Source organism: Vibrio ichthyoenteri ATCC 700023, from assembly GCF_000222605.1.
In the GTDB taxonomy this organism is placed as follows: Bacteria; Pseudomonadota; Gammaproteobacteria; order Enterobacterales; family Vibrionaceae; genus Vibrio; species Vibrio ichthyoenteri.
The window spans coordinates 1-21,442 of sequence record NZ_AFWF01000294.1 but is presented as its reverse complement, the minus strand read 5'-3'; the positions used below and the strand labels follow the sequence as shown (position 1 = coordinate 21,442).

Genomic DNA, 21,442 nt, shown 5'->3' with positions numbered 1-21,442 from the left:
ATTGTAAGGATTAATCCTGAACTGGATCGATGTGGTAGCTTGTTATCTGAAAACCTAAAGGATTAATTTGCTCTTCTTTTTCACGTTTGATTTCTTTTTTGTAATCAAACGTAGAGGTAGCAATCCAATGAGTGACAGGGAATAATGCAACAGGAAGCCCCGCATTATCAATAACAGTTTTAGTTAGTCGTGTTTGAGCGAATATCTGTCCATTTGTTTCTAAAAAAGTTGTGCCCTTAATGTCAACTTTAACAGAACGGGTTGTTTTGAATTTATTAAGTGGGGAGTTTACGCCGTTAAGGTAAGATTGATATTGTTTAAATACATCGTCCGTAGATAAAAGCTCTAATCGTGCCGCGTTATCTTTTAGAGTAGACCAGTAATAATTCTCACGCATATTGACAAATTGTTGCGTCCAAAATTTATTAAGCTTTTCTTCATACGTTTCTTGTCCATTTGATAATGGATTTACAATATCTGTTTCGCCAGTATTGTTATCTACTCGAACGAGGAAAGGGACAACTGTTTTTAAAGGCAGCACACTAATCACTGCCCCGATTGATAAACATGAAATTAAACAAGCACCAATAGCCACACGCCAAGCAAATTTATTTTGTTGCTTGATGAATTCCACTCGGTCTGATTCGAAATTCTGCATCTGTTTAAGATATTCAGCAACAGCTTTGGTTGCTGAACCGTTCATTTTTTGCTTTTCAATGTGCTTGTTTTCATCAAGCACATTTTCAATGGTTTTAAGTTCAGGCTTGTTCTTTGAACTCGATGATTCATCTAATTCTGATTCAGCTATTAATGTGTCTAAATCAGATTCAGGTTGTAACAATTCTACGGATTGATTTTCATCATCCGTTTTTTTTCTTTTCCAAAACATATTAAACCTTTAATTCAGGAATGTAGATAATCGAGGGATTAACAGGTGTTTGCTTGCCTTCTGGTTCTGGTGGTAACGGTAGTGAAGATGAGCAAGCGGAAAGTAGAGATATTGCGAGAAGTACAGCTATTTTTTTCATTTAATTTATCCTGCTTTGATGTTGTTTCCTTTTCTTTTTTGTCGCCATTGATAAGCAGCCATTCCAGCCTTGCCAGCCCCTTTGCCAAGACTTTTGCCGCCACTTAGCATTGGGTTAGTTACCGATCTTAAACTGCCCATCATGGAGGAAAAAGAACCCGACATACCATTAATTCCCACTCCACCCGATAAGCTGGATGCAAGCGTAGGGATTTGTGTTGAGATAGCTAAAAATGCCCCTAGCACTACCAATAGTTTAAATGCGGTAGACATATCAGCCGTTAGAACACCTCCCACATAGACAAATTGCTTAATGGCGGTCATTTCTATTGATAATGCGATAGGGAAAAGAGTGGCTATTAATACATAGTTCCAACACATCCCGATCCATTGCATAAACCATGTTCTTGTTTGAGGGAAAAAGGCAAAACAAATAAAGATCGTACCTACACTTAACAGCAGTGCGACCATGAACTTAGCGGTTAATAATATGCCAAATGATGTAACTATGAACGGAGCTGAGCCAATAAGCAGTAAACATATGGTTAAAAGACTTTCAAACATGTTACTTTCACCAGTAACACTAAATTCTGCCTTATCCCAAATATCAATAACCGTACTAAATATCATCGTGGCAAATTGATCTAGCATTTCAGGAGCACCACCTGAATTTGATATTAAGTTAGCTATACCATCCCCTAAGTCTAATATTATTGGAACTATAGTGTCGTTGTAATATGTTCCTTTTAATGCAATGAATGAAATGACACCAAGTAAAACAAAGGTTTGTAACCCTTGCTTTACGGAGTCTGCCCTATCTGCCATGAACCATGTGTAACCCATATAAACCGCATATAAACCAAAAGCAGCCACCATAACCAATCCAAGTTGTTCATTAATGGCTGCAACATTAGTGCCTATACTTTCAGTTATTAATAGGGTTACGAATTCAAAGGTTTCAGTTATAAAATGAAAGCCAGCCATGTTTATCCTATTTGATAGCTTTAATTCCCGTTACGAATCTTTTCTAGCTCTCGCTTGATAAATTCATCCTTTTCTTTTTCGGACATTTCGCTTAATTTTGGTGCTGTAGGGTTGGGTTTTGCTTCGCCGAGTATTTTCTTTTTCTTTTCTTTCATTGTTAGTTCTTGCTTTGCTTCTGCTGTGGTTGAAGTTTCATCACCACAAGCCGTTAAAGATAGAGCGCCAAAAACAATTAAAGCTACTGATAGTTTACGCATTTATTCCCATTCCTTTTTTAACAAGTTCTTTTTGTTTGTTCGGATTCGCAACGTTGTTTCTAAATCTCGTTGCTGTTCCATTAATGATTGCATATTTGATGCTAGTAGGCGTTCATTGTCTAACTGAATTCGCTCAAACTCAAGACTATTTGATAAATCAGCTTTCTTTGCTGGCGTGTCCGCAGACTGTAATAAGCCACTTAGCTGAATAAGTCTATTTTGACGTTCAACGCTACTTTTATACTGCTTCTCTTGAAGTGAGTGATTTTGAAGCAAGCTGTCATAATATTGTTGGGTTTTTGGATCGTCGCTCTCTAGGCCATATTTGTTTCGTAACGACGAAATATCATCACTTTGGCTACCGTAAATAGAATCCCAGCTACCATGTGTTACATAGTCACTCGAATTTGGTTTGTTTAAAGCATTGCTAAATATATCGGTATGGTTGTTTACCATATCTTCGTAGAACTGGCCTTGCCTTTCAGCTTCTAGTAATTGATTTTTCGCCTCTTGGATTTGATTTCGCACCCCGTCCATTTGTTCCTTGAATCGTTTAACTTGCTCTGCCCCGTCAAGAACCATTTGGGCAATCGCTGCTACATCAATTGTTGGGATGCCTGCGGAATAAGATGGTGTGGATACAACAAGGGCAATAGCGAGAGCTATTTTTTTCATAATGGATTCTCCATGACGGTTTTGACCCATCTGATAGGATCTGAACCATGATTTTTAGTAAAATCTTTGGTTTTCTGTAATTGTTTGACCTGTAAAAAAACAGGTATCCAATTGTCAGGTTCATCATTTTGTATTTGTTCGCAAACGCATTCGTAAAGTGCAATATCTTCACTCGAACCCGAGATGATCGGCAAATGTTCGAACCCGTGTAAATCTAGTTTTGCAAACACTGAATCATTGGATTGCTTGACAAGGAAAGTTCTTGATGCAGTGTTAAGTGCAAGAACCTCTTGAATTTCTTTGTCAGATAAACCGATTTTTTTATAGCTCTCAGGATCACCATCTGGATTAGGTAAAAGTATTTTAGTTGGTGTTTGCTGAACAATTGCGGCAAAAATCGCGCAGTTAATTGCATCCTCTGGACTTTGAGAGACTAGGTACATAAATTCCCCCCTCAAACGACCAGCCTTTAATATTTTTTTCATCAGGCTTTGAGTGAGTGGGAAATTTGCAGGACACCAAAATTCCTCAACAATTGTAAGGCATAGCTGTCCGTCTTTTTGCATTAATTCTTTAATGAAAAAGAGAGTTGCTAGAATTGGTTCACATGCAGGATGGATCTTGTCCCCGTCAGGCTCTAGTAGGAACGTTGTATCAAAGCCAATGCGGTTAAATTCGGACGGATTAAATTTGTTTTCGTTAGCATCTAACGCCCATGCGAGAGTGCCATTTTCAGAGTGACACCACTTACTTAATCGTAACCGTAAACTTGTACCCATTGGTATAGATTGCAACATGACGCTAAAGCGACGATTAATAAAATCTAGCGACATTACGGTATCGACCGCTTGCTTAATGGTGTAATTGTCTTCGTCAGAAACAGTATTCGTACCATCAGCGGCGCATCGAGAAACTAAACGATATAAAAACGATCGGAGTTTCGGGGTATCATCAAGTTGAAACGGGTTCAGTCCTGTGCAAATACCCTCATTAAAAGCAAAGTATTTCCCCCCAAATGCTCTAATATAGAGTTCCGTTGAGCGGTTGTAATCAATAGCAAAAATGGCTGGATCGAATCGTGTAGCAAAGCCGACTAATGTTCCCTCAAGAGTTGTTTTGCCTGTTCCTGTAGTTCCAAGGATTAATGTATGGCCTGAATACTTTTCGCCTTGCACGTTTTTGTAGTGATCACTGGCATGGCTATTGAAGTAATACAGAGTGTCATCTTTGGTTTTTAGTGGTATCAATGCTGTACCATCGCCAATAGGATTGCCTATTTTTTTTCCGAGTGAGTTATTATGAAGTGATAAACCACAAGTTAAGTTAGCGATAGTCCGAGGGCTTGATAACGGTCTAACGTCTGACGCTGGTAGCTGGCTTTGTAAAGTGTAAATCGACGTTAAATTGCTTCTTCTCCATGTTGTATCACGGCTAAGAAATTCGTTAGTAATAATGCTGCCTTTTTCTATGGCAGTATCTTCATCTTCACCAAAAACGATAATGGACGCATGATAATCACCAAAACTTATCTCACCACTTTTGATTGCATCGCGTCCAAACGCTAGTTCTCCAATGTCATCGACTGATTCATCAGCGGATTCTAATTGGTTTATCATCGAGTTCATTAATTTAACGGTTTTCGACGTTTGCATAAAAATCATCGACTGACAGAGCACGAATTCAACGGGCATATTTAAAATAAAATCCCACATGCCAGCCGTAGTAGATTGCGCATAAACATCCAATTCATAACATACCGCAAATTTAGACGTGTCTGAATCGTGATTGCGAATTTCCACTGTGTCATACCCAAAATGTATATTACTTTTAGGTATGGTATAGACCGCTTTGTCGTGTGATAACGGAATGTCTGTAAATGAATTGTTGAGAATAAAACTCAAAAAGCTCAAGTTATCGCACAAGAATGTTCCTTTTTTTTCTTGAATGCTTAGGACTTGCATGTTAAACGGGCTGAAAATAACTCGTGCAGCCCTTAATATATCTTCAAGTTCACTTATTCCGTCATCAAGTTTTTTATGTTTAAGCACAAATGTAATGTAGTAATCGGTGCAATAAAAATCAGTTTTATTGAATCGCTTGGTGTACTTGTCAGAAAATGACTGCATAAATTCGCTTTCAAATTTATACGTTTCATTAAATGTATCCTTACGTCTGACAATATGAGTCCACACCGCCAAATCCGAGCCGTACTTACGACAAAGAGCATTCAGCAATCTTTTTTCTGATAGAAAATAATTATTTAGAGAATTGTCAGATGCAGTTTCGTAGATAATGCCTCGTATTTTAATTGTTGCTATTACTTTTTCATTGTCTAAGGCGAGAATATCAGGTGTTACTAGGCGGCTATACTTTGGCAAAAGTTCATCGCTTGGAATACTGCTTAAAGAAGTCATTAATTCTCTCACTCCTTTTTTTCTTTGATGTGAGTTGAGGTGAAACTTGAATCGTCATCGAATGGTGAACAAGTCGTAAAGCAAGTCCTTTCATTGTCCATTTTATTTTATCAACGGCTCTTGAGTCATCTTCACATAAGAATTTGATAACAAATAAACTAATGGCTAATGAAAAAGGTATTGTGGCAAACAAAATTGAACCAAGAAAAACGGCAATGAATGTTGTAAATACAATCAGTATCAACATAAGCAATCCAAGCATCAGTGGTACACCACCAACTAACGGCTTTCTTGCCAGCATGTTGTAAGACAAGTATTCGTCTTGTTCTTTTTCCATACAAAAAGGCATTAATTACTTAATGCCCTCTCCGTCATTGATTACGCAAAGAAAGACCATGCAAAAGGAACGGCAGCCGCAGTTCCGCCGACAATGGCAACTTGGAATACAGCCACGCCTACTTCACTCCATTGTTTACGTTCCATCTTGGCTTGAATTGCGTACCACATGACATAAATAAAAGAAGTGATACCAAGCATGGTATATAACTCTGTCTTCCATCCTTCAAGTGCTGTAATCAGTTTGCCAAATGCTGATGCGTGTGCAGAAGTAGTTAAAACAGGTGCTGTTAGCAAGATAGCAATTTGAAGAAAACGAACATGTGCTTTTTGTTTTTGTTTAATAAGGAAAGACTTAAATTTTTTCATTTTTTTTACTCGCAATTAATTAGAGAAATCACCAAAAACATCCCATGATTCAGTATTACGTGGTTTGTCTGATAGGTTTTCTGGTTGTTTCTTGGGTTTAATAGTGTTTTTACTTTTTGATTTGATACCACGGAATTTATCTACATAGCTGACATTGTTTTTACCCTCTTTTGTGAAACCATAATCAAAATTACCACTGTAATAGCAGCTTGCTGCATGGTTTAATATTTCATCTTTTGTTTTGTTGCTAAATTTTACTTTGGCTCTGTCGTGGCATTCGTTAAATATTTGGCTGCCAGCGTTAATGTTTTTGCAATAATCAAAAGCCGTTTCAATTGTTAAATTTGTTTTGTCAAAATTGGTGTGATTTATTTGCATTAATCCAACGCTGAAATTAAAGCCTAATTTGTCAAGCTGACGTGCTGATTGAATAGCTTCGTCTAATGTGTCTGGTTGTTTAACAATTGGAACACCTTTCACAGCAATTGCGTAAGGATTACCAGAGGATTCAATACTGATTAATTGTTGTATTACGTCTGTATCTACATATGTTTGGCACTCACTGGCGAGTGACAACAAAATAGCTGGTTCTAAAAACATTGGTAAATATCCAGTTAGGAGGAAAATAACCGTTCACATTAAGTTGCTACGGTAATCACAACGCCTACATTTAGTCGCCAACTAAACGTGTGGTGTGTTTAACGGAAATTGTTGGCTTCCATTGTTGATAAGATTAGATCTGTTACCTCTCAATATATGTATAAATCTTACCTGCCATATTCCTGTTAAATTGTTAAAGAGCAAAATTCTAAGAGTTATTGTTTAAATCCTTTACAACCGATAACTAAATATTTAGTTAAGTGATAAGCGAGACAACATCCAGCAATTATGCTTTTAGATGTTGGTTTTTCTCTACGGTCATTAATTTTAGAAACAAGACGATTCAAATTCTCGTTGGTTTCTTTTGTTAAAGAACAAGTAATGTATGTACCGATATCTTTTTTTAAGAAAATAAATTCGTCAATTTCATCAGTGAGTCTTCCATCAAATGAACCGAGATAATCCTCAATTCTTAACGTTGTTTCTGATCTGAGGCTGCGGTAGGAACAGGTTGCTGCATTATTTAATGTCTCAACATAATCTCTACTGAGTGCAACATTTATTTGTCTATAAGTGGTCATGTCTTCTGTATACCTTGTTCCCGTTGTCGGGATCATAATCCCATTTGAGTTTGAAATCAACACTGTTTAAAATTGAATCAAAAAATGAGATTGGTACTCAAATGTGCGTTATTGAAGATAAAATTAAGAGCGTGATCATTCGTAGTGATTTGGACTATACCGAGATTGCAAAACGTTGCGGTGTAGAACGAAGTGCTGTTGGTAAGTGGGCAAAAACAGGAAAAATATCGCTACAGAATTTTGCAAAGTTGTGTTCAGTATTCAATCTTGACCCCAATGAGATACTTAATCTTAGGAAAAATGCTTCTAGTGTTAGTGAAGTTGCCAAGTTAACTAACAGGATAAATAAATTGGACGATTTAGATCCGAGGATTTCGATCGTTAACATGCTGCTGTCACTCGATATAAGATATTAAATGAGTATCGGCAGAGAGTTAAAGTGCTAAATTTTATTTGTCGTCTAACGTAGTGTTTCTTTAGTTATGGTTTTTGTATGTAATTGATTAATTATGTTTTTTATGTGTTTTTAGAAGTGCAAACTGTCGTCGAAATCGTAAGGAATTCGACGACAGTTTTTTATTAGAGCCTCAAAATTATGAAAAAGTTATTGTTGTACATTTTTTTTCCTTTCAATGTTATGTCGATGGAACTTTCTGTGATTATTGGAAATGATACTTTTGGTTCGAGTCCGAGCAATAGAGAAAAGCTGTGTGTTGTAAAAGGTTTCGAAAAAGAAAGTGGAATGAAAATTGATATTTACCCAAATAACCATTCACGTATAGGCACGTTAAGAGCATTGAAAAAAGCACGATCAGAAGTGATTGTTTTACCGTTATTGACGAATGAACTGTTGGAATGGAGCGAGTTTAAATCGTTTTCTAGTAAAAATTCAGCATATGTATTTACATCTAGTGTTGATATACCGCCTTCGTTGGGGGCGAACTACATAAGTGTAACGCCTAATATTGGAAGTCAGCTTGATTATTTGTTGAAAGAATTTAAAGGAAAAGAGTTCACATTAATTGGAGACAATGGTAAGTATACAGAGTTAATTAGAGAGTTATTATATATGTCAGATGTACAGTACGAATTTTTATATGATAATGAGATTCATAAATTAGGTACGAATTATGGTCTAGTTCTAATGTCATTACCTAGAAGCAGGGTTTTAGCTGCTTATGATAAATTAGATAATCTTAATAGAAAAATGGATGTGGTTTCGTTTGATGTTGGTGCAATTACAGATGTAATGAAGAAACGTTTGAAAATAAATAATTTAACATTGTACTCAGTGAAAAATTGGAGCGGTGAAGTATCTAGTGCTTTTAAAAAAGTATACATGCACTATTGTTCAAACGTGCAAAAGAAACCAACCTATTTGAACATTGCTACTTATGATGCACTTTCTGCTGCAACAGCTAAAGCAAAAAACAAGGAGTTTTTTTGGAGTGAGAGGATTCAAGGGTTTATGAAGTTAACAGAAAGAGAACAGTCATTTATTCTTGAGAAATTAAATGTTAAGTAAGTCTATAGCATTAATAACAGCGTTGATGGTTCTGATTAATGCTGTAAAGATAGAACAGCCTAGAAACTCGAATTATATAATGGGACTAATAACAAGTAGAGTTATGCAAGATAACATGTACAATTCAAACTTTGACATAGTGAATGAAATAATATTGAATTCAATCTTGTCATCTAGTTTTAAAGTTTGTTTTAAAACAAGTTTGTCAGATCGTGATGTTATTATGAATTATGAGGGTAAATATTTATGTAATCAAGGTGAATTTAATGCAGGCTATGCTGGTATACACGCACCTCTTTTTGAAGTTTATAAATTAAATCTTGAAGGTGTGCAGGTCGGAAAGGTTGAAGTGATTTCTTATGATAAGGTTAACATAGACATCATAAACATAATTGCATTTGTGTTTATGATGTTATCTTTCATGATAAGGCGTAACTATAAATCAGAAATTAATAGGGCGGAGAGGATACATGTAGGCGTATTTCTTAAAAACAAAAAGAAGTTCCCAATAAGAATAGATAATTACATTTACGTTAAGTATAATGGTAATTATTGTTTGGTGCATTTAAAAAATGATGAGATTGTTAATCTTCGGTGCTCGCTGGATGCTTTGGAGTCGCTGCTTTATGATTCAATAAAGATAAAGAGAAATATTATAGTATCTCCTTGCGTTAAAGTTGACAAAACCAAAGGAGGAGGTTTTTTGTTGCAATTAAATGGTAAAACGTATGAGTTATAGTTTGGTTACATGTGCAAATAGCGGAATAGCAAAAGCTATTATAAATAAATTCAGAAGTGACGGTGTTGGTCTAACGTTAATGACAAGGACAAAAAAGGATGATCATTTAGAATTGGATTTTTTTTCAAAAGAATCAATTGAAAAAAGTATAGAGTATCTAAAGATAAACAACATTTCTTTCGATTCTTTGGTTTTAATATTGCCTAGAATTCCACCGTCTGCAAATGCTTTACCAGAATCTGATGAATGGTTGATGTTGTTTGAAAATTATTTCGTAAACCCGATGTTTTTTTTAAAAGAATTAATAAAATTAGAATTGTTAAAATCCGATGCAAAAGTTGTGATGATTAGCGGTGTTTCCAGTAAGCAAGCGATGAAAAATTACGCGCTTAATAATGTGATACGCTCATCATGGATTGCTCAAATGAAGACCCTAGCTCTATCGTTTTCATCAATGTCTTTTAATAGTGTTTCATTGGGAGGTGTTTTAACCGAGTCCTATATAAACAAAATGGAAATTAAGGCTGGTGAGCAGGGAGTAAGCTACGATAATATAATTTCTCAAGAGGTGGAAAACGTGCCTATGAGAAAGTACGCAACACCCGAAGATGTGGCAAACGTTGTTGTTCCATTATGTGGTTCATTTGCTTCGCATATGACAGGGCAAAACATTGTAGTAGATGGTGGATTTATAAAAACTTATAGTTAGGCTGGAGTTTGCAGCCAAAAAGCTGTTTAAAAAAGTTAATTTCATTTTGACATTCGATGAGGATGGTGTATGATCACGATAGTTCTTGTTAATAAAGTGCATTACATAGCACGCTACTCTACTACATAGTTTACTATGTAGTGTATTTTACAAGTTCTAGAGTGTGTTGAGCTTCCAACTCAACTAGATAGCATTCGCAAATAGCCGTCTTACCCAGTGCGTAGACGGCTTTTTTGTATCCTCTATTTTACTATTTGATCTTTAACGAGATCTTGTGTAAATTAGACTTTCATTGTTTGGCGTGGAAACCAAACAACCTCAAATCGCACTGGAATAAAAAAATGATCAACATTTTACTGTCATGCCTAAGGCAAGAACAAATTAGACTCAGAACTCAAGACGTAACCGTGAATAATGGCTATCTTAATGATACCCGTTTAGGTTATGACTTAGAGGGTGAGTCATATGTTAGCAGATAACACCTCTCCTACTCTTACAAAGCCTGAATACGATAAAGCGTACCGAGCCAAGCGTAAGTTACGTAAACAAGAACTTGTAAAGCTTTTTGATGAAGCGGTTGCGATCAAGCAAGAGACTAATCCAGATTTTGCGATCGGTTTTCGTTGTTACCGTTTGCTACGTAGTGGTGAAGTAGTCAAGCTACCACATGAATATGCGTTTATCTTAAAAGCATGTCAGGAGTTCATCGATAATCCTCAACGTTTCCCGGCTCTATTTGCATGGGGAGGCGCAGCAGTGAATAATATTCAATGTCGAACACTCATATCTAAAGTGTTAGCGTGTATCATGCCAAACACTGATCTGATTGGTGGGCGTATTGGTTTACCTACGCTTGCTGGCTTAAAAACGATTAGCTACGACCAATTGCAAGAAGATTACGTTTTACGTTGGGGCGAATACATTTCGCCTAAGTCATTTGGCAAGGTAATGAAATACCTCAAGCGTGCAAATTATCTTCGCTCTGAAAGAATCAACGTATGTGTTGATGATGCCGAGGGAACGGTACGCAGTGCCGCAGCTTACAAGCAATTCTCAGCGGAATTTTTTAAAGACCTCAAAGTGGTAGGTTATAAAGAAATTTGTGCGCTTATCATTGCTTCTCGTAAGCGTATGGAGAAGAAAGGGTTACGTTTTGATTGGCTAACCTATCGCACTATCGCGTCAGGCATACAAGATATATTTAACGCGACACGCTTTAATGATTACGCTAATACAGTGTCGTCACTCTTTACTGGATACCAACCGTCGCAGTTTACCCCTGCTCCTAATTAGATTTATTGAACGTATCCGCTTTACGGCGGAGGATTCGTCACGTCCATAGCGTGAAGCCGTACAAAAAATAACCAATTTTAGCCGGCGCGTTTTCGTTGTGGCCACCAGAAGTGCCTTTGTTTTCCGAAATTATAATATTATTGGTGTTTGTTTTTCAAAGGTAGTGCAAGTTAGGGAGTTTAGAATCTACTGTTAATATAACCCTTAAAAGTAAACTGCGGTTATGTGTACTTCGTAGTTAGACTTTGTATGTACATAAATAGATAAATGAATATTAAAGGGTTTCCATATAGTTAAGGTTCGCGCTGGCTGCTATATGCTTGCATGTAGAGCCAGTGTGAAGCCGACAAGCGATAGCGCGTCAGTCTCATCCCCCACGGCCAACTTGATCGATCCCATTTTAAAAGAAGTCGCTACGCTCTAAAGTACCCTCAGCCAGTATTAATTTATAAATACACCCGTCTATTTAGTGCACTAACTGGCTGCGCTGAACCTTTCTTTTGTCATCCGACAGGAAACTATCGAGCATATACGCATGATTTAGTGGAACTACCACATAAAGATCGAGATTTATTCAACCTAAACCGTTTATAAGATTCCAGCAGGGTATGAGGTTATTTTTGTTCTATTGCCTTTATCAATGTCTGAATGCTCTCAGAACCGTTTAGTCTGTATCTTACTCGCTAAAGCGAGCGCGTTCTGGTATTCGTCGCACAGCGACTTATTTATACTGTTACACCGTAACATTAATCAAACACTAATTAATATGTATCGATACGTATTAATCAATATTCTATTGCTATAGGGGGATCGTCGGGTTAGCATGGTATTAATATTTATCGATTATTTTTAATACGTATTAAAAGGTGTTTTATGAATGGATTGATTGTTGTTGGTAACACCAAAGGCGGTTGCGGAAAATCAACATTAGTTATGAGTCTGATCGCGGAAGCTGAATCTCGTCATCAAAAGGTTCTCGTTGTTGATGCTGACCCAACAAGTGTTTTGAAATATTGGTGCTCAAGGCGCAATGTAGAATGTCTGCATATTGCATCTACATTAAATATTAGTGAATATTTGTCTAAACTTAAATCTGAACATCCACATTCAATTATCATGGTTGATACTGGTGGTTTTGATAGTGTTGCTGCAAGATCAGCAATTACAACTAATGATGTAGATATAGTAATTTTTCCTGTAAAAACTAGCCCTGTCGATTTATTCGTAACAAAACAATTTTTAAATGAGGCATTGAGTTATTTATCTCATACAAACCCTATCGGTGTACTTATGGAGGCAGATCATTTACAAAATGCCACTTCTGATATTTTGGCAGCTAAGGAATTGTTAAGTTCTTTTGGAATAAAACCATTAGAAAACTTCACCATAAAAAGGAAAATTTATCGTGAAAATTTCATTAAAGGCGGTGATCATTTGAAAAATGAAAAAGCAAAAAAAGAAGTTGCTGGTATTTATGACGAATTAAGAGGTTATTTAAGTGAGTAAAATGTTTGATGATTTCGATGCAAAGCCATTTAATAAAAGTGATTTTGTTAACAATACAAATCAATCAAATGGTTTAGATGTTAGTGACTTAACTAGAGCTAAGGCTATTAGTAAAACAATAACTATAAACCAAAATACAATCGATTTAGTAGAGGAAATGCTAACAGAAAGTCGAGTTGATTTTAGCCAGATGGTTAGGGCTGGAATTCTTGCGTTGCATGGCATGGATTTAGAAAATCGCAATCGACTCTTTGATGCTTGTTATGTTCCAAGAAATGCAGGAAGAAAAAAGAACAAACACACTAATTGATATAAATTAAAACGTATTAACCAGTATCAAAAAGCAATAAAACGTTTTAATACGTATTAATGGTTATTAAAAAGCCTCAAACACCCGATCAAAGCTATTTGAGGCTATGTCTAAATCTCTCAAAGGAAAAGAAAAGACAAATGAACAATACAATTATCAAAGCCTTTTGCATAGTCCTTTCTATAGCAACCGCTTGTATGTCAGCAATTCTTACTACTAAGTTTATGTATAGTATTGGCTCTGATATGGAGTCTCCATACTTAATGGCGGCGCTTGGTTTGATTCTCGATTTAGCGAAATGTGCCACTCCTTTGTTTATCATATACTTATGGGTTCAACATTTACGAGTTGCTGCAATTTTTGGTTTTGTTTTGAGCTTTATTTTAAGCTTCGTTTCGTTTTCTGCATCTGTAGCTGCCCTTGAAGCAGGAGTGATCGCTAATGTTCAAAGTTCTAATAGATACCAAACAATCGAAACTCAAATTAGTGAATATCAGCTACAAATCAAGCAATTGCGTGTGCTTGCGGAGAAACAACAAAGTGCAAAGCTAATAACTCGATCACAACAGACGCTTGAAAAAATACCAGAATTATTAAAACGTATTAATACATTGTCTGAACAGCAGGGTTTATTTACAGGAAATGAAACAGTCTTAGATCGCTTTGGGATGGTAATTGCTTACATTACCGCTGCTATTTTAGAGCTATTATCTTGGTTGTTCGTGTGTGTTAGTTTTGCACTCCATAGGGCTGAACACACTCAGACACAGTTGCGCTCACTTAAACACAGTCAGCTTAATTTAAGTGTGTTTCCGTTAGAGCATGTAAACTCTGCTCAAGAGCGGCAAACACAGCCGCACACAGTGGTTACACACTTGAACGCAGTTAATGAGCCTGAATTTAATGCATCTCGTGCCGTTTTTAACGATGATTCAGATTGTAGAGTAGATAGAATTAGAAGTGACTCCCAACTGTATAGTGATATACGTGATGCCATTTTAGCAAAGTCAGTTAAACCATCATTTCGTGGTGTTGCGCTTCAATTTAAGGGTGTGAGTAGAGCCTTAATTTCACAAGTTTTAAATGATTTACATGAAACTGGTTTTTTGAAAACATACAGAAAAGGTTTTGCTTATGTTTGATATTTTCTTATGCTATTTAATAAACTAAACATTCCAACTTTACGTAAGTTATTAGTTGGAATTTATTTTAGGTAGTTAACTTTATTTAATGTGGTTCTTATGGATGTAAGGTATGTTATAAAGCTTGAGACTAGAATTAGAACTTGGAAAAAACAATTTATTGAATGGGTTATGACCACCATTTTACTCAATATTAGTTTAGGTTTCTTTGGTTCTTATTTGTTATCTGTATCAATATCTGGTTTAGATTGGGTTTCGTGGGGAGTAATTTTAAGTTTAATATTATTTGTGCCAGCTATTTTTTATTCATTCCCACGAATACCAACTCAAGCTGACGTTGATTTTGAAATTGAATTTTTAACCAAATGCGATATGAAAGTCATTCTAGTAGATGAATGATTATTTATAGCATGGGTGCACAATTTTTTTTGGTGCGTCATATGCCTATTACGTTAAATAGCTAATTTTGCCCTTACTTTTGCCGCTTAGGGAACAGACCTTGCTACAAGGTGACGAAAGTGGGGGCTTTCCTATCTAAGAACCCTCGAAATCATTCTGAAAGTTAATTACAGTTTTTCGCCAAATGTTAAGCGCTTGTGATGCGTTTTCATTTCAGCTCGATCTCGTCCCGTAATCCTCAAAATGATCAGTTTTCTTGCTGTTGGCTAAAACGTGGTGAAAATTGCCTCCTTAATCGTATGCGTACGATTAAGACGTAAAAAAGCCCTCTTGTAAAAGAGGGCGCTTCAAAGTGAAGAAGAATTGTGTAAGTCGTAGCGTCTGCATAATGGCGCTACAAAAGCACAATAACCAATGTGCAATCAGGTTGCTATGTTGCCAATTCTGAATGCGATGCACATCAAGTATGTTTACGCTGGTCTAGTCAGTCTTCATAGCGTCAACTAACTCGCTTTTGGACAAAAGCGAGTTGCACACTCAGCTAAAACAGGATAACCGAAAGTAAGTAAGGGAACTCACGGGTAAAAGCGACCCACGCCTATATTCAAATTTTAAGTTACTAGATTTGAAATCTTTAAAGTCATCGAAGGCGAGTCACTGATTTTTCGGGTTGAAATATTGTATAATGCATACAGGTTCTTAAGGAGTAATTCATGTTTATCGACAATCAGAAACCAGCTATTCGTACTGGTGATTTTGTATTGCATTGTACTCGTGTGAAAGTATGGCAAAAAATACAAACAGGTATCCAGTTATCTGGCCACGGAACGATTAAAATAAACCTTAATGGTTGTTTATATTTGGAGTTCATATGCACCAAATCCGAGAACCTGCCGAATGTGCTTTTTAACCAAAAAATACCTGAAGATACGTTGCTTGAAGAACAAAAACTATTCCTTGAAGTCGAATCACTAGATGGCGACATTTTCATATCTAGTGGTTTTTCTATTACAATCAATATGAATACTAGCCGTGCTTCGAGCTGTATGTATATATTTTTGTCGGACATATCCAGTGCTAGTGAGTTAGAGAACTATTCGGATAAACCAAACTATCTACACTTTGAGTTTTCAGAATACTTCGATATCCCCACTAATAAAATGAACTCAGAATCTTCAACATTAGGTTCAAGTTCGTCAAGTTGGAACGAAACAGTTATTAAATCTGATGATGTATCCATTTCTATGGTAAAAAAAGATGGCTATGTGTCGGTAAATGCGACTGGTGAATTTGACACTAATCGTGTATTAGAGTGCTTACTGTTCTATATAGGTTTCAGTGGAGGAGTAATGCCTCAACCTTATATCACGATAAGAAGAAATGGTGCGGAAAATACGACGACAATTCATAGCATTGATAATAGTTACAAACACAAACGTTCATCTAACCCTATGGTAAGTTCCGTTGCAGAAAAAGAGTATAAAGAAAGCCATTACCAGTTGTTTAAATCGATACTCGACCTTAGAGCTACTACGCCAAAAGTTTACGAAAGCATTTACTCTCAATGGAATCAGGTCTGGCACGCTTTTCAGTCAGAGAATGCTATAACATCACTTACTTTGTCAGTAGCTATTGAGGGCTTGTTGAATGACATTTTTATTCCTGCCATCAAGAAGAATGTTAAAGATGAAGAGTTAGAAGAAGATATCAAACAGATTAAGGCGTTGGTGTCTGATTTGGATATATCGCCTAAGCATAAAGATCGTCTGTTAGGTAGTGTCTCATACTGGAAAAATATCTCTGCTGCAAAAGCTCTAGAATTCTTGCTTAATGAAGGTATCATTACTATCGATGAAAAGAAGTTGTGGACGAAAATGAGAAATGAATGTGCTCATCCTAAAGTAAGGGACGATAGTTTGGCGTCTCAACAAGTTGATAGAGATAGAGTGCTATCATGCTTAAACCTCTTTCATAACTTAATTTTCAATGTATTAAAATACTCCGGGCCTCGCTTTTACTTTCGTATCGGTAGTAAATCGAATACGTTTGATATGATAGAGCATAAGGAAGTCCTATCTTCCCCCTTGTATTAGAGTAAAACTTGAAATTGTAGTGAATCATTAAATTGGGTGTATTAGTTCCGATTAGGCCTCCACTTTGGAAATTTTGTCATTAGCTCTTGGGCTCTTCTTCGCTTAGGTGAGTCGGCTTACTTTCCTCATCACAATACGCAGTTGTAACTCACAATGGGGCAAAGCGATTTAGATATATAGTCTTAACCGTTTCGACAAGATTAGAAAAAGTATCTTGAAGCCTTAAATACTTATACGGCATCTCAAATAGTCAAAGAACCTAAGCTGACACCGTGCTCCTCAAAAACGGTTTGGCGAACTATGCCTACTTTCCCCTTCGCTGCTCCTTTAGAGGCAGTCGCTCTCATATGAGATTCGTAAATTGAAACCGGAATTTGAAATAATTTAAAGTGACTTTCATCCTGTTCAAATGCCCCAATAACATAATCCAACCGCTCTAGCATTTTGTATGTAACACCAACGCTATCTGTTTCAAATTTGGCGCACTTAATCACAACCTTGCAATCTCTATACATGCATTCATTACTGTTTTTGGATGTTATCGCAGTCCCAAGTTTATCAGCTATAGCACGAGCTGTTTTCCTACCCCAGTAATTCGCCGATGCACCTGATGATTGGTTTTGAACCATAATCTATCTCCTTCAGTATAACTCCAAGCATAGTTGAGAGTAATGCTATTGCTCTATCTAAGTTGATGTTATATAAATAAAAATCAATTAAATCGAAATAATTAAGTGTTGTTAACTCTCTTTGTGCGCATCAAGCATGTTATCGCTGGTCTAGTCTGTCTTTATAGCGTCAACTAGCTCACTTTTGAACTGCAATAATTTAGAACCTTTAGCCTCAAATATGTAGATTTTGGAGAAAGAAGCAGGCAGCCTTATTGTTTGATAATTTTGGCTGCTGACGCGGACAAAGGCTCTACCGTCTAAAACGGTACATCGCCCCAATCCTCAGGGGTTGGTTGCGATTGTATTACAAATTTTGGAGATTTAAACTTTGCTAGCATATTATTAAGTGTATTAATGAAATCCGTTGATTCAACTAGTATTTTGTTGTCCAAAATTTGCTGCTTTAAGTTCTCAAGAACTTCAGGCGAAATACTATCAAGAGACTTTATTACATTGACTTTATCAAGTGCATCTTCAATATCATTCGCTTGAATAATTGAGTTTGACAGAGCTGAAATGATTTTTGTGTTGGTTTTTGGAGATTTTACTAAAGTTCTAAAAATAGCTTCTGCCACTTCTGCTACTGATTTATTGTTGGCTTGTATCCCTTGATATTTTCCTATGAAACCATAAGGGTCCAACCCTTTTCTAACAGGGATAATCAACACATCACGGCCAACGGCAACGCCTACTTCTTGATCGCACCAATTACTCTCTTTGAAACCGTCCATTAAGATCGCTGCTAAAGCATCCATTGTGCGCAATCCAGCTTCAATTTCATTTTGCCACTCTTTCGTAGGCTCAATATCTTCATGAGCTACAAAACTCGAAATAGCATAACGTCTGAGCGCCGATTGAAGCTTAGATGTCTTTATTTTAAATGAAGCTAAGTGGCTTAAAAACAAACGAAAGTGACCCGCTTTCCAGAATGTTGCGTCTTCCACTATTTTAGCCGCATTTGGAGAGTCAACTCCTAACTCACTAGAAATTTTAAATAGCACTTCATCGCTAACCGTTGAAAGCACATCTTTAGCGTAGAGCCTTTTGCTATTCGTATTTGGCTGCATACTCTTTTTGTCAATTTTGTGTCCAGAAAAATACATATCTATTTCATCGAATGTCATTCTTGATTGCAGCTCTAAACCTAACTTTTCAAGGAACTCGATTTTTTCTAATCCGTTCATAATCGCTCAATCTAAATTCTTACTAAGGGAAATACATAACGCAGACAACAAGGGCTGCTTTAGCCGTAGAGGCTCAGCCACAACGACTGAACGTCACCAAACTGTGACGTTTTCAGGGATTTGTATCATGCTAGTTGTGTTTAACCATTATGCCATAATTGCTTATGAGCAAGAAGATGCCTAATAATAGGATACTGATTTGCCAACTCGTTCGGATAATTTTTTGTAGGGGAAATACACGTTAATAAGAATGCGGTAAGCTTCTACTCTAGGCCGCTTTGGGGCAAAAGCGAGTTATCTAGCGATCATGTGGCGCGTGACCACCATGCGATCACATGGCTAATTGACGCTCTACTAGATGGATTATCACCTAGCGGTGTATGATGTGCCTCGATTTTGCTTACTGAGATGCTGCTATTGGAATTTGACGATTGGGTTTGTCTTGACGCTGGCGAGGATGATTATGTCATCGAACGCTTTGAGGTCAGAGTGAAAGGGAAAAAACCGCTTGTGCTTAACAAGCCAAGTTATTCCAAACTCCTATTTGTTACTCAGCAATATCTAAATATCAAATTGGAGCCAGCCAAGCAGTTCATATGTGAATCTGTGCTCGATACACCTGACCCGTTGAGCTTTGATGAATACTGGCGTATGCGTGAAGTCCTCGAAAAGCAACTTGCTAAATAGCATCGTGCCATTTGCTGGATTGACCTAACGTGATGTGCGTTAACTCTTTCCCCATCAGGTCGGTTATCTCTATTTTGTATACGTTCGCTGGCGCTGTCGCTTTAGCTGAGCGCTTCGCTGCACCTAAGCCTTTCATAAAAACAACTTCCTTGCTTAATTCTTTCTCTTCTACATCTTTGAAAATGATCTGAAATGAGGACATTGCTTCCGTTCCTTACCTGTTTTTCTCACCTGAAATGATAACGGCGAAAGGTCTAGGACTTTTCGCCGTCATAACTATCACAACACAAACATGGGTGCTTATGGTCGTCACAAACAAAACTAAATCAAGGTGGGGATTCACAATCCCCACCTTGTTCAGCTACTATCTCGATTCGTAGGCAAGCGTTGCTGAAATCACCGAGTTTCCATCCTTGAAGTGAAGCTCACAAAGTGTGCCTCTCGTCATCCATGTGAAACACAGAATCGTTAAACAAATAACAATTAAGCCCAGTAGGGCGGTTTTATTTCTTGGCATACTCTTGCCTCCTTGATTTGAATCTCAATAGAGGCTAAGATTTGTCTTGTTGGAAACATCTCTAAACCTCGTTAGTTTTAAACAACTTTCGGGGTTTTTTGATATTTACCGTCCGCAAAAACTTGGAATTGCTTTCGGTAAATCACCAAAAGCACCCTGCGCCATTCTAGTGCCTTTCTGCTCTACGCTCTATCTTTTTGTTTATTCAACAATTCTATTTGATTATTACCTAATCGCTTTAAGCATTGGGCGTTACCGCTAAAGCGGTCGGGCTTTTCGGCTTCGCCTCGTTTCGATAACTTAACTCAATACGAGCTGGCTTATACCAGGTTCATGCTTCACTTGGCATTAGCCGGCTCTGTTCGTTTAAGTTCCTGACAACACAATCCCTAACGCAACTACGCTATGCGCCTGAAGCGGCGCGCTTCGCTAGAGCATTCCCACTCCTTCGGAGCGTTCACAAAGCATTTCACTTTCTTCTGATAAGTGCTTGTAATCGCGGCTTGCCGTCTCATGTGCCATGTCGTTCATCCTATGTCTATGCGTGAGTTGTTCACCCCCGTTCTCGCGTCTTCCTGTAACCATCCTCAAATCAGCTCCTTATCTGCAAGGGTATATAAACGCTTCGCGCCCTTGCAGATAAGAACCATGTTTGAGGAGTGGACAGTCAGGCGACAACGAAGATGAAAACTCACTAAACATAGGAATCACTGCCATGACACACTCGACTGCAATCCACTCAACAATCACTAATCAGCAGCAAGCGACCAAGTTCTCGAACTTGGAGTCGAAGACAACTGCCAAAGCTGAAATTCTCAAGAGCTTTAAAGCAGGTAAACTTCGTAAGAACGCGAAAAATAAAATTGCTATGTTGTTGTCCGTGGCGACTAAAATTGTGCTGAAAACTCAATCTATGGGGATGGATGATTGCTGGAATAATAACGAGCCAAAAGTCGTAGACGTGGATTTTTTCTGGACTTGGTATGAAAAGGAATACAGCGATCTAGAAATCTATGTGACGGTGTTTGATGGTGTCCTTACTAAAGTGCGTTTTTCAGATTGCCCTTACCATTTCTCTGATGACATTGTTTTAACGTTTGATGCTGTCGAGAGTGAAGAAATCGAAGCGGAAGCTGTAGAGCTAGAAACGATTGAGCCTGTTGAGCTGGCAACCATTGAATCATTCAATGATTTTGATGAAGAAAAAGTGATCGAAAAAATCGAGGTGGTTTGGAGTGAGTCAAATCATTTTGAAGACGGCGAGATCTTAACGCTGACGCAATACAACGAAAAATCAATCATGGAAGCGCTAGAGATTGGACGCGGCCAAGGTTACGCAAAAACTAAAATCACCGTTCATTTTAAAGGTGAAGAAGCCGACACAATGCGCCATGATATTGATGCGGATTACCCAACGTTAAACA

The 21,442-nt window shown here is 37.3% G+C and carries 25 protein-coding genes; 12 read left to right on the top strand and 13 right to left on the bottom strand.

Features of this window, described 5'->3' with window-relative positions; genetic code table 11:
* Positions 1-10 precede the first annotated feature (10 nt).
* The 9 genes from RH85_RS19460 to RH85_RS19420 form a co-directional block, all read right to left on the bottom strand.
* Positions 11-889: a VirB8 family type IV secretion system protein gene (locus RH85_RS19460; protein ID WP_006714441.1), complete on the bottom strand. Its 879-nt coding sequence runs from the start codon at positions 887-889 to the stop codon at positions 11-13.
* A 144-nt stretch (positions 890-1,033) separates the two neighbouring features.
* Positions 1,034-2,011: a TrbL/VirB6 family protein gene (locus RH85_RS19455; protein WP_006714440.1), complete on the bottom strand. Its 978-nt coding sequence runs from the start codon at positions 2,009-2,011 to the stop codon at positions 1,034-1,036.
* A gap of 20 nt (positions 2,012-2,031) precedes the next feature.
* Positions 2,032-2,268 (bottom strand): hypothetical protein, encoded by a 237-nt coding sequence (locus tag RH85_RS19450; protein WP_006714439.1) that lies wholly within the window; start codon positions 2,266-2,268, stop codon positions 2,032-2,034.
* On the bottom strand, positions 2,269-2,943 hold the full coding sequence (locus RH85_RS19445; RefSeq protein ID WP_006714438.1) for a type IV secretion system protein: 675 nt from the start codon (positions 2,941-2,943) through the stop codon (positions 2,269-2,271).
* Entirely contained in the window at positions 2,940-5,357 is a 2,418-nt protein-coding gene (locus RH85_RS19440) for a VirB4 family type IV secretion/conjugal transfer ATPase (RefSeq protein WP_006714437.1), read from the bottom strand. The genes RH85_RS19445 and RH85_RS19440 overlap by 4 nt, the downstream gene beginning before the upstream one ends.
* On the bottom strand, positions 5,326-5,694 hold the full coding sequence (locus tag RH85_RS19435) for a hypothetical protein (protein WP_050799218.1): 369 nt from the start codon (positions 5,692-5,694) through the stop codon (positions 5,326-5,328). The genes RH85_RS19440 and RH85_RS19435 overlap by 32 nt, the downstream gene beginning before the upstream one ends.
* A gap of 41 nt (positions 5,695-5,735) precedes the next feature.
* Positions 5,736-6,062 (bottom strand): TrbC/VirB2 family protein, encoded by a 327-nt coding sequence (locus RH85_RS19430; protein ID WP_006714435.1) that lies wholly within the window; start codon positions 6,060-6,062, stop codon positions 5,736-5,738.
* 15 nt (positions 6,063-6,077) lie between these two features.
* Complete coding sequence (locus RH85_RS19425) at positions 6,078-6,662, bottom strand: lytic transglycosylase domain-containing protein (RefSeq protein ID WP_006714434.1); 585 nt, start codon at positions 6,660-6,662, stop codon at positions 6,078-6,080.
* Positions 6,663-6,877: 215 nt separating this feature from the next.
* Positions 6,878-7,243: a TraY domain-containing protein gene (locus RH85_RS19420; protein WP_039949409.1), complete on the bottom strand. Its 366-nt coding sequence runs from the start codon at positions 7,241-7,243 to the stop codon at positions 6,878-6,880.
* 44 nt (positions 7,244-7,287) lie between these two features.
* Here RH85_RS19420 and RH85_RS19415 point away from each other — a divergent pair, with 44 nt between their 5' ends.
* From RH85_RS19415 to RH85_RS19370, 10 genes are all read left to right on the top strand, one after another.
* On the top strand, positions 7,288-7,659 hold the full coding sequence (locus RH85_RS19415; protein ID WP_138956505.1) for a helix-turn-helix domain-containing protein: 372 nt from the start codon (positions 7,288-7,290) through the stop codon (positions 7,657-7,659).
* Between the two features lie 227 nt (positions 7,660-7,886).
* Entirely contained in the window at positions 7,887-8,768 is an 882-nt protein-coding gene (locus RH85_RS19410; protein ID WP_138956504.1) for a hypothetical protein, read from the top strand.
* Positions 8,758-9,507 carry a LytTR family DNA-binding domain-containing protein gene (locus RH85_RS19405; protein WP_006714430.1) on the top strand — a complete coding sequence of 250 codons (750 nt, stop codon included), beginning with the start codon at positions 8,758-8,760 and terminating at the stop codon, positions 9,505-9,507. Before RH85_RS19410 ends, RH85_RS19405 begins: the two co-directional genes overlap by 11 nt.
* Positions 9,497-10,216 (top strand): SDR family oxidoreductase, encoded by a 720-nt coding sequence (locus RH85_RS19400; protein ID WP_039949408.1) that lies wholly within the window; start codon positions 9,497-9,499, stop codon positions 10,214-10,216. The genes RH85_RS19405 and RH85_RS19400 overlap by 11 nt, the downstream gene beginning before the upstream one ends.
* A 465-nt stretch (positions 10,217-10,681) precedes the next feature.
* The gene (locus RH85_RS19395) at positions 10,682-11,509 is read left to right on the top strand and encodes a hypothetical protein (protein WP_006714428.1); all 828 of its coding nucleotides are present in this window, start codon (positions 10,682-10,684) and stop codon (positions 11,507-11,509) included.
* An 873-nt stretch (positions 11,510-12,382) separates the two neighbouring features.
* Positions 12,383-13,015: a ParA family protein gene (locus tag RH85_RS19390; protein WP_006714427.1), complete on the top strand. Its 633-nt coding sequence runs from the start codon at positions 12,383-12,385 to the stop codon at positions 13,013-13,015.
* 1 nt (position 13,016) lies between these two features.
* The gene (locus RH85_RS19385; protein ID WP_039949406.1) at positions 13,017-13,325 is read left to right on the top strand and encodes a hypothetical protein; all 309 of its coding nucleotides are present in this window, start codon (positions 13,017-13,019) and stop codon (positions 13,323-13,325) included.
* A 140-nt stretch (positions 13,326-13,465) separates the two neighbouring features.
* Positions 13,466-14,467: a GNAT family protein gene (locus RH85_RS19380; RefSeq protein ID WP_039949404.1), complete on the top strand. Its 1,002-nt coding sequence runs from the start codon at positions 13,466-13,468 to the stop codon at positions 14,465-14,467.
* Between the two features lie 99 nt (positions 14,468-14,566).
* On the top strand, positions 14,567-14,866 hold the full coding sequence (locus RH85_RS19375; protein WP_006714424.1) for a hypothetical protein: 300 nt from the start codon (positions 14,567-14,569) through the stop codon (positions 14,864-14,866).
* Between the two features lie 713 nt (positions 14,867-15,579).
* Positions 15,580-16,959 carry a hypothetical protein gene (locus tag RH85_RS19370; RefSeq protein ID WP_006714423.1) on the top strand — a complete coding sequence of 460 codons (1,380 nt, stop codon included), beginning with the start codon at positions 15,580-15,582 and terminating at the stop codon, positions 16,957-16,959.
* A 242-nt stretch (positions 16,960-17,201) separates the two neighbouring features.
* Here RH85_RS19370 and RH85_RS19365 read toward each other — a convergent pair whose 3' ends face one another.
* Entirely contained in the window at positions 17,202-17,588 is a 387-nt protein-coding gene (locus tag RH85_RS19365; protein WP_006714422.1) for a hypothetical protein, read from the bottom strand.
* A 299-nt stretch (positions 17,589-17,887) separates the two neighbouring features.
* Positions 17,888-18,814 (bottom strand): toll/interleukin-1 receptor domain-containing protein, encoded by a 927-nt coding sequence (locus RH85_RS19360; protein WP_006714421.1) that lies wholly within the window; start codon positions 18,812-18,814, stop codon positions 17,888-17,890.
* A 408-nt stretch (positions 18,815-19,222) separates the two neighbouring features.
* Here RH85_RS19360 and RH85_RS19355 point away from each other — a divergent pair, with 408 nt between their 5' ends.
* Positions 19,223-19,501: a hypothetical protein gene (locus tag RH85_RS19355; protein ID WP_006714420.1), complete on the top strand. Its 279-nt coding sequence runs from the start codon at positions 19,223-19,225 to the stop codon at positions 19,499-19,501.
* Here RH85_RS19355 and RH85_RS19350 read toward each other — a convergent pair.
* Together RH85_RS19350 and RH85_RS22500 are read right to left on the bottom strand one after the other, a co-directional pair.
* Positions 19,494-19,703: a hypothetical protein gene (locus RH85_RS19350; RefSeq protein WP_006714419.1), complete on the bottom strand. Its 210-nt coding sequence runs from the start codon at positions 19,701-19,703 to the stop codon at positions 19,494-19,496. The two genes, RH85_RS19355 and RH85_RS19350, sit on opposite strands and share 8 nt — an antisense overlap.
* Before the next feature lie 162 nt (positions 19,704-19,865).
* On the bottom strand, positions 19,866-20,018 hold the full coding sequence (locus RH85_RS22500; RefSeq protein WP_005592687.1) for a Hok/Gef family protein: 153 nt from the start codon (positions 20,016-20,018) through the stop codon (positions 19,866-19,868).
* A gap of 715 nt (positions 20,019-20,733) precedes the next feature.
* Here RH85_RS22500 and RH85_RS23560 point away from each other — a divergent pair.
* The coding region (locus RH85_RS23560) for an LPD25 domain-containing protein (RefSeq protein ID WP_006714417.1) at positions 20,734-21,442 on the top strand (709 nt) is incomplete at its 3' end.